This is a genomic window from Conyzicola sp., from assembly GCF_046714715.1.
In the GTDB taxonomy this organism is placed as follows: Bacteria; Actinomycetota; Actinomycetes; order Actinomycetales; family Microbacteriaceae; genus Conyzicola.
The window spans coordinates 16,458-28,751 of the sequence record NZ_JBKKAD010000143.1 but is presented as its reverse complement, the minus strand read 5'-3'; the positions used below and the strand labels follow the sequence as shown (position 1 = coordinate 28,751).

The following is a 12,294-nucleotide window of genomic DNA, read 5'->3' as shown; positions in this document are numbered from 1 at the left end:
CTAGAACTGCACGCGGGGCGGTTCCGCGATGGCCGCCGCGTCGGAGACCTCGAAGAACTCGCGCTCGGAGAATCCGAGTCCGCGAACGAAGAGGGTGTTGGGGAAGACCTTGATCTTGGTGTTCAGCTCGCGCACGCCGCCGTTGTAGAAACGGCGCGAGGCCTGGATCTTGTCTTCGGTGTCGACGAGCTCGCCCTGCAGCTGCAGGTAGTTCTGGCTCGCCTGGAGCTGCGGGTAGGCCTCGGCCACGGCGAAGACGCTCTTCAGCGCGGACTGCACGTGGTTCTCGGCGACCGACGCCTCGGCGGGGGTCGATGCGCTGATCGACTCGGCGCGGGCCTTGGTGACGGCCTCGAAGACGCCCTTCTCGTGAGCCGCGTAACCCTTGACCGTCTCGATGAGGTTGGGCAGCAGGTCGGCACGGCGCTTGAGCTGCACGGTGATGTCGCTCCACGCCTCGTCGACGCGCACGTTGAGCGTCACGAGTCCGTTGTAGGTGGCCCAGAGGTACACGCCCGCGATGATGAGGAGCAGCACGATTGCACCGACAACGATAAGGATTTCCATACCGGCAACTATAGAGGAGAGGCCCTCAGCTACATGGCGTTGTGTCTAGGCTCTGGGCGAACTCGCGGCCTACACGTGCGCGCCGAGAGCTCCCTCGGGGGAACCTAGTTCTTGCGGTCGGTCGTCATGCCCATGCGGGTGAGCACGACCGTCTCGAGCACCTGCACGACGAAGTAGAGCACGAGCGAGATCGCGGTGACCACCACGACCGAGGCCCACAGGTCGGCGAACTTGGCCTGCGGAATGTACTGCAGTGTCGAGAAGCCCACGCCGTCGCCGGTCGACAGCATCTCGGTGAGCAGCGCACCGGTGATGGCGCCCGGCACCGAGATGCGGATGGCGGCGAACAGCGACGGCAGAGCACCGGGCAGGGCGACCTTGCGCACGGCCGTGAGCGTGCCCCCGCCGTAGACCGCCACGACGTCGAGCATCTGCGGCGACGCCGCCTTCAGGCCAAAGACCATGGTGACGAGAGCCGGGAAGAGCACGACGATTCCGCCGATGACGGCGACGGATGCCTGTGAGCCGGTTCCGAAGATCAGGATGATGACCGGAGCGAGGGCGATAAGCGGCACCGAGCGCAGCAGCATCGCGACGGGCATCAGCGCGCTCTCGGCGCCCTTCGACACACGGAACAGGATGGCGCCGAGGATGGCGACGACGAGTCCGACGACGAAGCCGGTAAGGGCGTGCCCCATGGTCACGCCGAGGTTGGCACCGAGCACGTCCCGGTTCGCGGCGGCGTCTGCGTCGACGAACAGGAACTGCCACACCTCGAGCGGGCCCTTGGCGATGTAGGGCGAGATGCCGAAGAGGGCGAGCACGGCGATCCAGGCGCCGATGACGAGGGCGAAGGTGCCGAGCGCGATGAGCACGCTCTTGCCCACTGCCCGTCCGAGCGACCTGAGCGCGGTCGACCGCACCTGCTTGCGCAGGTCGGCGACAGACTGGGTCGGCGCGCCGGCGGGGGTGTGTACGGCGGTCTGGGTCACGGTCACGCCGCCTTTCCGGTGGACCACGGCGCAATGAGCCGGCCGACGAGCCCGAGCACCGCGTAGCCGATGATGGCGACGAGGGCGCAGAGCAAGAAGATCACCCAGACGCGCGGCGAGTTCAGTGTTACGGCGGCGCCGACGAGGATCGGACCGACGCCGACGTCGATCTTGCCGAAGTACTCGCCGAGAACCGCACCGAGGAAGGCGGCGGGCACGGCGATCTGCAGCGAGCTGAGGATGCCGGGCAGCGCCGCGATGAGGCGCACCTTGCGCAGCTGCGTGAACTTGGAGCCGCCGTAGACGCTCACGACGTCGAGCGACGCCTTGTCGGCGGCCTTGAGTCCGAGGAGTGTGCCCACCACGGTCGTGAAGAACACCGAGAACGCGGCGAGGAAGATCGCCGTGCTCGACGGGTCACCGGGCGCCTTGGCACCCCCGAGGATGATGAGCACGAGCGGGCCGATAGCGACGATCGGGATGCAGTAGGTGATGACGGCGATCTGCGTCAGCACGCCCTCGAGCCACGGCAGCACGAGCACGATGGCCGACAGCACGAGCGCGAGGCCGTTGCCCCAGAGGTAGCCGAGACCCGCCTCGGTCATGGTGACCGAGAATGAGGTCCAGTAGAAGCCGAAGCCGTCGGCGAAGAGCGCCTCGATGACCTGGGGAGGGGTCGGGATCGGCGCGTAGTTGCCTTCGCCGCGCGGGCCGAAGACCGTGAGGGCGAGGATCCACCACACGGCGACGAGCGCCGCGAGGCCGAGCAGTCCCACGGCCCACGGGGGAAGAGCGAACCTACGCACGGTGCGCGTCACTCGTCGATCGCGGCGCCGCCGGCGCCGAAGAGCAGGTCGGAGGCGTGGTCGACGTAGGCGTGGAACTCGGGCGTGCGCTGCATTTCGGGCAGGCGCGGCCGGGGCAGGTCGATGTCGATGATCTCCTTGATGCGGCCGGGGCGCGGGCTCATGACGGCCACCTGGTCGGAGAGGAAGATCGCCTCGGAGATGCCGTGGGTCACGAGCAGGGTCGTTGCCGGCTTCTGGGTCCAGATGCGCAGCAGCTCGAGGTTGAGGCGCTGGCGGGTCATGTCGTCGAGAGCGCCGAAGGGCTCGTCGAGCAGCAGCACCGACGGCTTCATCACGAGCGAACGGGCGATCGACACCCTCTGGCGCATCCCGCCCGACAGCTGGGCGGGCTTGGCCTTCTCGAAGCCGCGCAGGCCGACGAGGTCGATGAGCTCGTCGATGTAGGCCTGGTCGGCCTTCTTGCCCGCGATCTCGAACGGCAGGCGGATGTTCGACATCACGCTGCGCCAAGGGAGCAACGCGTGATCCTGGAACGCGATGCCGAGCTCGTTGTTCTTGCGCAGCTCCTTCGGGCTCTTGCCGTCGACGCGGGTCGTGCCCGACGTCGGGTCTTCGAGCCCGGCGAGGATGCGCAGGATGGTGGACTTACCGCAACCCGAGGGTCCGAGAAGGGCGAGGAACGTGCCCTTGTCGGTGTGCAGGTTGGCGTTCTCCAGCGCCACCACACCCTTCGTTCCCATGCGGAACTCTTTGTGCAGGTCGCTGATCTGGATGCCGGTGCCCAGGGCAACTCCCTGGGCACCGTCGACAGCCGTGGTTGTGGTCACGGGGTAGGTCCTTTGTTCTGAGAGACGCCGTTCTGTGAACGGCGCGAGCTACTTAGCGTAGGCGACGAGCTCGGGGTTCTCCTCGTAGACCTCTGCGAGAAGCGAGAGGTCGAAGAGGTCGGATGCCTCGATCGTGATGCCCGCCGCGGCGAGGGTCTTGACGGTCTGCTCCTGGAGGTCGTCGCTGATGGTGAACAGGCCGTTCTCCTCGGTCTCCTCGGAGACGATGAGGTCGACCTGAGCGGCGGCGCCGGCCTTGGAGGCCTCGATGTCGGGCACGGCCTCGGCACCGTTGAGCTCGAGCGCGAGCTCGGCAGCGGCGTCGGGGTCGGCGACGGCGTCGCTCCAGCCCTTGATCTCGGCGACCAGGAAGGCCTTGAGCTTCTCGCGGTCTTCGGCGAGCGTCTGGTCGGTGACCGTGATGGTCTCGGCGACGAACGGCAGGCCGTTGTCGGCGAACGGCAGGTTCGAGACCTCGTAGCCCTGCGCCGCGACCGAGATGGCCTCGTTGGTGAGGTACGCGACGAAGCCGTCGACGTCGCCGTTGACGAGCACCGACGGGTCGTACTGCACGGGCACGATCGTGAGCGACGACGGGTCGACGTCGTTCGCGGCGAGCAGCGCCTCGAACAGCGAGGTGTTCGACGCCTGAACGCCGATCTTCTTGCCGACCATGTCTTCGGGGGTGAGGATGTTGCCACCGTCGGCGAGCGACAGGATGGTGAAGGGGTTCTTCTGGAACGTGGCGCCGATGATCTTGAGCGGGGCCTCCTCGTTCGCGACGACGGTGCCGATCGAGATCGCGTCGCTCAGGGCGACATCCGCGGTGCCGGAGAGCAGCTCGGCGCTACCGGTCGAGGGACCGGCGGCCATGCTGACCTCGCCGAGGCCGGCCTCTTCGTAGTAGCCCTTGTCGAGCGCGAAGAACTCGCCCGCGAACTCCTCGTTCTTGATCCAGGAGAGCTGCAGGGCCAGGTCGCCGAGGCTTTCGCTGTCGCCGTCGGCGGCCGGGGTAGAGCCCGAGCAACCGGCGAGGGCGAGCACGAGGCCCGCGGCAGCGATAGTGACGGCGGCTTTGCGCCGCGAGGTGAAGCTGAAGCGTGCTGACATGGAGGAATGCCTGTCTCTGAAGGAGTATGGGTGAGGGTGACTTTACCCAGCGCGCGTTTCGCGTTCTTCATGACGGTGTTTCGAGCAGGTTAACCGCGGTAACGGTTTCGTCTCGCCGAGGCCAGCCGCAGCCGAAGCCGCGGCGAACCCGCAGGCACAGCTAGCGGGTTCGACCGCCGATGAGGCGCTGCAGCCAGGCGAACGAGCGCTTGGGTGTGCGACTCTGCGTGTCAAAGTTTACGTGAACGAGACCGAAGCGCTGGCCGAAGCCTGCCGCCCACTCCCAGTTGTCGAGCAGCGACCAGACGAAATAGCCGCGCAGGGTCACGCCGGGCACGCCGGCGAAGGCCACGGCCAGGTGCTCGGCGAGGTAGAGCACTCGCGCCTCGTCGTCGATCGACCCGTCGCGTTGCACGACGTCGGGAAAGCTCGCGCCGCCCTCGGTGATGACCAGCGGGGGAAGCGCGTCGCCGTACCGTTCCGCGTGTTCGGTGAGCGTCACGGCGAGGAAATCGGGGGCGACCGGCCAGCCGAACCCGGTAACGGGATACTCCGGCCACGGTGTGAGCGAGAACGGTAGCTGCCGCGACACCGGCGACTGGCCGTCGGGAGTCGTGGCATCCGTCGGCGACCCCGCGGCGACCCGCGTGGGCATGTAGTAGTTGAGTCCGTAGAAGTCGAGCGGCGCCGAGATGGCCGTGAGATCCGACGGCTCGATCTCGCGCAGGAAGCCGAAGAGGTGCTCGAACGGTTCGGGGATCTCGGGGTAGCGGCCGAGCAGCACGGGGTCGGCGTAGACGCGGTTGTGCACGATGTCGAACAGTTGGGCCGCGAGGGCGTCGTCTTCGCTGTCGCCGGCCGGCTGCACCGGGGAGTGCACGTTCGTGATGCCGATCGCTCCGGTGACGGATGCGGCCCGCAGCGCCTCGACCGCGAGGCCGTGCCCGAGCAGCTGGTGATGGGCGGCCGGCACCGAGTCGAAGAGCAGCGTCGCGCCGGGAGCGTGCACACCGAGCGCGTAGCCGTTGAGGGTGACCGTGGCCGGCTCGTTCACCGTGACCCAGCTCTCGATGCGGTCGCCGAACGCCTCCCCGGCGAGGAAGGCGTACTCGGCGAACCGGTAGGCGGTGTCGCGCTCGAGCCAGCCGCCGGTGTGCTGCAGCGCCTCGGGGGTGTCCCAGTGGAAAAGCGTCGCCATCGGCTTGATGCCGTCCGCCAGTAGCGCGTCGACGAGCCGGTCGTAGAAGGCGACGGCGGGTCGGCTCAGCTGCCCGCGCCCGCCCGGCTGCAGGCGCGACCAGCCGAACGAGAAGCGGTAGGAGTCGACGCCGAGCTCGCGCATCAGGCGCACGTCTTCGGCGTAGCGGTGGTAGTGGTCGGTGGCGATCGCGGCGTCGGAGCCGTCGGCGATGCGCCCGGCCTGCGCCATGAAGGTGTCCCAGGTGGAGGGCTCGCGGCCGTCGTCCAGGATGGCGCCCTCGATCTGGAACGCGCTGGTGGCGACGCCCATCGTGAAGCCGGCGGGCATCAGCTCGCCGAGGCCGGCCGGGTTGTCGAGCCACTCGCGGCCGGGTCGGGTGATCTTCCGCGTGCTCACGCGCCGAGCACGCGCTCGAGGTAGGCGTTGCCGAACAGGCGGTCGGGGTCGAGCCGGTCGCGCACCGTCACGAAGTCGTCGAAGCGGGGGTACGCCGCGCGCAGTGAATCCGCGTCGCGGTTGTGCATTTTGCCCCAGTGCGGGCGGCCACCGTGTGTCTGCATGATTTCCTCAATGGTACGGAAGTACTCGGCCGGGTCTTCACGGTGGTAGCGGTGCAGGGCGATGTAGCCGGTGCGGCGCCCCGAGGCCGTGGACAGCCAGAGGTCGTCGGCCGCGGCCGAGCGCACCTCGATCGGGAACGAGATCTTCCACCGCCTGCGCTCGATGAGGGCGTGGATCTCGCGCACGATCTCGGGCACGGCGTCGAACGGCACGGCGTATTCCATCTCGACGAAGCGCGTGCGGCGCGGCGACACGAACACCTCGTGCGACACGTCGGTGTAGCTGCGGTCGCCCACCAGCCGGGTGGCGAACCGGTTGATCGCCGGCGTGAGCCCCGGCAGCGCCCGGCCCAGCTCGAGCTTGGCGGCGAGCACCCGGTTCGACATGAACTCGTCTTCCCACCAGCCGGCGAACCGGCCGACGGGACTGCGTTCGGCGTCGATCGGCAGCCGGGTGTTGTATTTGCTCAGCACGGTGTCGGTGTGCGGCCAGACGTAGAACTCGAAGTGGTCGGTCGCCTCGGTCGCGCCGTGCCAGTCGTCGAGCACGGCCGCCATCGGTTCCGGCCTCTCGACGGCGCTCAGCAGGAAGGCCGGGACGCACTCGATGGTCACGTCGACGAGCACGCCGAGCGCGCCGAGTCCGAGCCGCGCGGCGGGCAACAGCTCGGCGTTCTCTGTCTCGCTCACGCGCAGAACACCGCCATCCGCGGTCACGAGGGTCACCGCGCGCAGTTGCGTGGCGAGGCCGCCGAAGGCCGACCCGGTGCCGTGGGTGCCGGTCGAGGTGGCGCCGCCGATCGTCTGCCGGTCGATGTCGCCCATGTTGGCGAGGGCGAGGCCGTGCGGCGCGAGCAGCGCGGGCAGCTGGTGCAGGTTGGTGCCCGCCCCGAGGGTGACGAGGTTGCCGTCGACCGCGATGAGGCCGTCGACCGCGTCGAGATCGAGGCGGATGCCCGTGGTCGCCGCGATGGCGGTGAAGCTGTGCCCCGCCCCGATCGGCTTGACGGTGAGGCCGTGCGTCCGGGCGAAGTCGACGACCTCGATCACCTCGTCGACGTTCGCGGGGCGGGCCAGGTGTTTCGGGTGGTCGCTCGCGGAGCGCCCCCAGTTCTGCCACAGCGTTCCGGGCTGCAGCAGCCGTGAACCGGTGAGCGTCACAGGAACACCCGGCCCTGGCCGCGGTAGGTGGGGAGCGTGTCGACGACGGCGCCGCCCGAGACGATCGCGAACTCGTCGAGGTGCTCGCTGATCTCGCCCGCCTTGGTGTGCCGCAGCCAGACGCGGTCGCCGACGGTGAGGCCGGGCGCGGCCGGTCCGCTCACCGGGCTCTGCACCTCCCCCGCGCCCTCGCGCGGGAGCATTGCGAGGCCCTCGGGCCAGGCGATCTTCGGGGTGCGGTTCGCGGCGGTGGGGCCGGAGGCGATCCAGCCGCCGCCGAGCAGCACGGCCAGGTCGGGCGTCGGTTTGCGCACCACCGACAGCGCGAACGCCGCGGCGGGCGCCGGGTGGAAGTGGGCGTAGTTGTCGAACAGGTGCGGGCCGAAGAGTCCCGAGCCGGCCGCTACCTCGGTGACGGCCTCTTCGGCGACCGTCGACTCGATCGAGCCGGTGCCGCCGCCGTTGACGAACTCGAGGTCGGCGACCTGGCGCACGGATGCCACGGCGAGCCCCCGGCGTTCGGCCAGTTCGGCGGCCGAGCGCTTCTGGATCCACTTGACCAGGGCGGCCCGCGGCGGGTTGCCGGGCGGCCGGTTCACGAGGCCGGCGATCTGCGCCTCGTAGCCCATCATGCCCACGAGGGTGAAGCCAGACCGGGCGACGATGGTCTCGGCGATCGCCCTCGCGTCGGCGACGCTGTGCACGGGCGAGCGGCGAACCCCGAGGTGGCCCAGCAGCTTCGAATCCCACGAGGCGTCGAGTTCGAGGCACACCCGGATGCTCTCGCGCTGGGCCGGCGCGATCGCGGCGTCGACGAAGTCGAGCTGGGCGACGCTGTCGACCATGATCGTGACGCGCCCGGCGAGTTCGGGCGAGGTGCCGAGCCGGCGCAGCGCCGCGCGGTCGGCCGTCGGGTACGCCACCACGACGTCGTCGATGGCCGGCCCGTCGGCACTCGCGGTCGCGAGCCAGAGGGCCTCGGGCAGCGTGTAGGCGAGCACGCCCGCGTAACCGGGCAGCGCGAGCACGGCGTCGATGACGCCGCGCACCCGCACCGACTTGCTGGCCACCCGGATCGGCGTGCCCTGGGCGCGGTCGAGCATGTCGAAGGCGTTGTGCGCGAGGGCGTCGAGGGAGATGACGCCGTAGGGCGGGTCGAGGTGCGCGGTGGCGTCGCTCAGTTCTGGCCAATACCGCTCGGGCGTCGACCAGGGTGTCTGCGAGGCGCGGGAGAGCTGCACTTAGGCGACGCTCTTGATAGGCACGACGGCGAGTCCGCCGAGGGCCGCGGTAACGGCGGCGGCAACGAAGAGCCCGGCGAAACCGGCGTTCGCCCCGGCGAAACCGGCATCCGTCGACCCGACTTCGATGCCGTTCGTCGCGAGACCGGCGCACACCACGACGATGCACGCGCCGAGCAGCGGCGCCACGGCCTGCGGCACTGCCGTCGCGATGTTCATGATGCCGAGGTCTTTGCCGCGGGACTGCGCGTCGGGCAGCACCTGCGTGGCGAGCGCCTGGTCGACGGCCATGAAGCTGCCGTAGCCGAGACCGAGCAGTCCGGCGGCGGCGATCGCGATGGTGAAGTCGGGCACGAAGGCGAGGATCAGCGCCGCGAGCGCCTGCAGGTAGGCGGCGATGTAGACGAAGATCTTGCGCTTGCCGAGGCGGTCGCTGAGCTTGCCGACGAGCAGGGCGGATGCGATGAAGAAGACCATGTAGACGGCCGTGAGCAGCAGCAGGTCGTCTTCCGCTGTCTCGCCGCGACTCAGGCCGAACATGAGGAAGTAGAGCAGCAGGGTGGTACCGAGCGCGTTGCCGAGGTTGACGAGGATGCGGCTGAGCAGCGTCCAGCCGAAGTCCGGGAACCTGCGCGGGTTGATCCAGAGGCCGGCGAGCAGCGCCGACGCCGACATCGGCGGCCGGTCTGCGGCCGGCAGCACGGCGTCGGGGGTCTTCAGCAGGAACGGCAGCACCAGCACGACGAGCAGCACCGCCACCACGAGGTAGCCGACGAAGGTGCTGAGCGCGAGGATCGTGACGAGCAGGATGCCGAGGATGGTGCCGGCCGCCTGCGGGGCCGAGACCCAGCCGGAGACGTAGCCGCGCTGGTTCACCGGCACCCGGTCGGAGATGGTGGCCGTGATCGCGGCGGTCAGCACGCAGAAGCCGATGAGCGACAGCGACCAGAACACGCCGATGCCCACCATGGTCGACTGCACGCCGAGCAGCACGAGCGACACCGCGAAGACCACGGTGCCGGCGAGGATCCACGGGCGGCGGCGGCCGAAGCGCGAGACCGTGCGGTCGCTCAGCGCGCCGCTGAGGGGGAAGGCGATCAGGGCGCAGGCGCCGGCGATGGCCGAGATGATGCCGAACGCCACGACGTTGTCGACCCACGAGGCGGCCTGCAGCTGCTCTTCGATCTGCTTGGGCAACAGCAGCTGGATGGGGGTGAGCTGCGCCATCCAGATGCCCAGCCACGCGGTGGCGAAAAGCGCGATCCAGCCGCCGGAGACCTTTCTGACCGGCTCGGAGAACGCGGAAACGGCGCCGGTCTTGGTCGTGGTCATGGTGTCTCCGTCGTTGTCGTCGGGTATGGGAGCGTCACTACGGGGGTCGAAGAGTGCGCGGGCTGCGCGAGAGCGGCGATGGATGTCGCGGCGAACTCGATCACGCGGCTGGCGGCGGCCGAGTCCCGGTCGGCGAGCCACGCGACGGTGATGCCGTCGGTCAGCGCGACGACCATCCGGGCCACGTCGTCGAGCGGCAGCATCCAGACCATGCCGGTGTCGGCGGCCGCGGTCTCGAGCAGCCCGCCCACGGCGAGCCGGTAGCCCGAATACTGCTTGCGGGGCAGCGCGGCGAGTTCGGGGGTGCGCAGCGAATACTGCACGAGCTCGAACATGGTCTGCTCGTGGGCGGGGTCGGCGGTGACGACCTCGAAGAACGCCCGCAGCCCGTCGCGCACGGCGGTGCGCAGGTCGGCACCGAACCGCAGCGATTCGAAGGCGGCCACGGCCTGATTCTCGATCACGTGGGCGATGAGCTCGTGCATCATCTCGTCGCGGCTGGTGAAGGCGTAGTGGAAACTCGCGAGCGACATGTCGGCCTCGGCGACGATGGCGCGGGTGGTCGCACCGTGCACGCCCTCGGCGGCGATCACGCGGAACGCGGCCTCGAGCAACGCCGGGCGGCGGTCGGCGGCAGACATTCGTGTCATGATCCGCCCTTCGCCGTGCGCCGTGACCTGTCGAGTGGGTCACCCGACCCAGTCACGTGATCAGAATGGCCGAGTCATCCGATCGCTGTCAATAGGCGGGTATCGACGGATTCCGTGACGGCTGGCCGCCGGAAGCATAGTGTGGGGGTTAGATCTGGTGACGCCCGTCGCTACTGGGAGATCCAACCGATGGAAGTCGGTGGCCACCGTGCCCGTAATACAGACCGATTGTCCCCTGTGCGGCGAAGAGATGCTCGAGCGCAAAATGCTGTGGCGCTGCTTCACCTGCGCTATCGAATACGCGTAGGCCTGGTACCCCCGGTCGGACTCGAACCGACACTGGAACGATTTTAAGTCGCCTGTCTCTGCCATTGGACTACGGGGGCGTGCTGCCTGCACTGCTTAAAGCAGACTGCGCGGACCGTGAGACGATCCGCGCAATCGAGCCTACGAGATGTTGTTACGCCGCGGGAGCCTTCGGCTTGGGGCGCGAGGCGAACTCCTCGAAAGCGGCGCGCGGGGTCTCGACCGCGACGATGGACGCTAAATCGCGACCGACGAAGACGTTGATGACCCAGTTTCCGATGACGCGGATCTTGCGCTCCCAGGTGGGCATCGCGAGACCGTGGTAGCCGCGGTGCATGATCCAGGCGGGGAATCCGGTGATACCGATGTTGCCCTTCTGGAACACACCGACACCCAGACCGAGGCCGGCGACGGCTCCGGCGGGCTGGTGGAAGTAGTCCTTCACGTCTTCGCCGCGCAGGGTGGCGATGATGTTCTTCGAGAGCAGCTTGCCCTGCCGAACGGCGTGCTGGGCGTTCGGTACGCAGAAGCCGCCGACACCCTTACCGGTCAGGTCGGGCACGGCACTGACGTCGCCGGCACCCCACGCGTCGGCCACTACGCCGTCGTCGTTGATGACGCGCAGGTCGGCCTGCACGCGCAGGCGTCCACGCTCTTCGATGGGCAGGTCGGTGTTGCGCAGCATCGGGCTGGCCATAACGCCGGCGGTCCACACGATGAGGTCGCTCTCGAAGGTCTCGCCGGTCGACAGCTCGATGACGCCGTCGGTGGCCGACGACAGCTGGGTGTCGAGGTGGATCTGCGCGCCACGCTCGGCGAGGTTCTTGATGACCCAGAGGCTCGTCTTGTGCGACACCTCGGGCATGATGCGTCCCATGGCCTCGATGAGGTGGAAGTGGGTGTCTTCGAAGTCGATCGTCTTGTAGCGCTTGACGAGGGCGCTCGCGAACGAACGCATCTCGGCGAACGCCTCGATGCCGGCGAAGCCGCCGCCGACGACGACGAAGGTGAGCAGACGGTCGCGCTCGGCGCCCTTCGGCAGGTGCGCCGCCTTGTCGAAGTTGGTGAGGATGCGGTCGCGCACGGCGATGGCCTCTTCGATGTTCTTCAGGCCGATGGCCTCGTCGGCGACACCCGGAATCGGGAACGTGCGCGAGACGGAACCGGCGGTGACGACGATCTGGTCGTAGCTCAGCTCGTAGTTCTCGCCGATGGGCGGCTCGATCGTCGCGGTCTTCGTGGCGTGGTTGATACCCACGACCTTCGCGGTGACGATGTTGGTCTTGTTGAGGTGCGCGTGGTGGGGAACGACCGCGTGACGCGGGTCGACCGAACCGGCGGCGATCTCGGGCAGGAAGGGCTGGTACGTCATGTACGGGCGCGGGTCGACCATGGTGACCTCGGCTTCACCAGCGCGCAGCTGCTTTTCGAGCTTCCAAGCGGTGTAGAAACCGGCGTAGCCGCCGCCGACGATAAGGATTTTGGGCACGAGTCTTGCTCTCCTAGAAAGGGTGGATGAAGTCACCTACGACGGTGGA

The 12,294-nt window shown here is 68.6% G+C and carries 11 protein-coding genes and 1 tRNA gene; all 12 read right to left on the bottom strand.

Going from position 1 to position 12,294, the window contains the following annotated elements:
* The gene (locus tag ACLQ6X_RS10600; RefSeq protein ID WP_411700128.1) at positions 1-567 is read right to left on the bottom strand and encodes a LemA family protein; all 567 of its coding nucleotides are present in this window, start codon (positions 565-567) and stop codon (positions 1-3) included.
* A 104-nt stretch (positions 568-671) separates the two neighbouring features.
* The gene (locus tag ACLQ6X_RS10595) at positions 672-1,559 is read right to left on the bottom strand and encodes an ABC transporter permease (protein WP_411700127.1); all 888 of its coding nucleotides are present in this window, start codon (positions 1,557-1,559) and stop codon (positions 672-674) included.
* A 2-nt stretch (positions 1,560-1,561) separates the two neighbouring features.
* Positions 1,562-2,377 (bottom strand): ABC transporter permease, encoded by an 816-nt coding sequence (locus ACLQ6X_RS10590; protein ID WP_411700126.1) that lies wholly within the window; start codon positions 2,375-2,377, stop codon positions 1,562-1,564.
* On the bottom strand, positions 2,374-3,195 hold the full coding sequence (locus ACLQ6X_RS10585; protein ID WP_411700125.1) for an ABC transporter ATP-binding protein: 822 nt from the start codon (positions 3,193-3,195) through the stop codon (positions 2,374-2,376). Before ACLQ6X_RS10585 ends, ACLQ6X_RS10590 begins: the two co-directional genes overlap by 4 nt.
* A gap of 48 nt (positions 3,196-3,243) precedes the next feature.
* Positions 3,244-4,305 carry an ABC transporter substrate-binding protein gene (locus ACLQ6X_RS10580; protein ID WP_411700124.1) on the bottom strand — a complete coding sequence of 354 codons (1,062 nt, stop codon included), beginning with the start codon at positions 4,303-4,305 and terminating at the stop codon, positions 3,244-3,246.
* Between the two features lie 160 nt (positions 4,306-4,465).
* Entirely contained in the window at positions 4,466-5,833 is a 1,368-nt protein-coding gene (locus ACLQ6X_RS10575) for a GH1 family beta-glucosidase (RefSeq protein WP_411700131.1), read from the bottom strand.
* A 65-nt stretch (positions 5,834-5,898) separates the two neighbouring features.
* A complete protein-coding gene (locus ACLQ6X_RS10570; RefSeq protein WP_411700130.1) occupies positions 5,899-7,206 on the bottom strand; it encodes a D-arabinono-1,4-lactone oxidase in 1,308 nt (435 codons plus the stop codon).
* 17 nt (positions 7,207-7,223) lie between these two features.
* Positions 7,224-8,468 (bottom strand): amino acid deaminase/aldolase, encoded by a 1,245-nt coding sequence (locus ACLQ6X_RS10565; RefSeq protein ID WP_411700123.1) that lies wholly within the window; start codon positions 8,466-8,468, stop codon positions 7,224-7,226.
* Complete coding sequence (locus tag ACLQ6X_RS10560; protein ID WP_411700122.1) at positions 8,469-9,800, bottom strand: MFS transporter; 1,332 nt, start codon at positions 9,798-9,800, stop codon at positions 8,469-8,471.
* Positions 9,797-10,450 carry a TetR/AcrR family transcriptional regulator gene (locus ACLQ6X_RS10555; RefSeq protein WP_411700121.1) on the bottom strand — a complete coding sequence of 218 codons (654 nt, stop codon included), beginning with the start codon at positions 10,448-10,450 and terminating at the stop codon, positions 9,797-9,799. Before ACLQ6X_RS10555 ends, ACLQ6X_RS10560 begins: the two co-directional genes overlap by 4 nt.
* Before the next feature lie 310 nt (positions 10,451-10,760).
* Positions 10,761-10,836: transfer RNA gene (locus ACLQ6X_RS10550), tRNA-Leu, on the bottom strand.
* A 74-nt stretch (positions 10,837-10,910) separates the two neighbouring features.
* Positions 10,911-12,245: an NAD(P)/FAD-dependent oxidoreductase gene (locus tag ACLQ6X_RS10545; RefSeq protein WP_411700120.1), complete on the bottom strand. Its 1,335-nt coding sequence runs from the start codon at positions 12,243-12,245 to the stop codon at positions 10,911-10,913.
* Positions 12,246-12,294 lie beyond the last annotated feature (49 nt).

Excerpts from the sequence above, each read along its gene's own strand:
- ACLQ6X_RS10600 (WP_411700128.1), bottom strand. The coding sequence starts at position 567 with ATGGAAATCCTTATCGTTGTCGGTGCAATCGTGCTGCTCCTCATCATC.
- ACLQ6X_RS10580 (WP_411700124.1), bottom strand. The coding sequence starts at position 4,305 with ATGTCAGCACGCTTCAGCTTCACCTCGCGGCGCAAAGCCGCCGTCACT.
- ACLQ6X_RS10575 (WP_411700131.1), bottom strand. The coding sequence starts at position 5,833 with ATGCCCGCCGGCTTCACGATGGGCGTCGCCACCAGCGCGTTCCAGATC.
- ACLQ6X_RS10560 (WP_411700122.1), bottom strand. The coding sequence starts at position 9,800 with ATGACCACGACCAAGACCGGCGCCGTTTCCGCGTTCTCCGAGCCGGTC.
- ACLQ6X_RS10555 (WP_411700121.1), bottom strand. The coding sequence starts at position 10,450 with ATGACACGAATGTCTGCCGCCGACCGCCGCCCGGCGTTGCTCGAGGCC.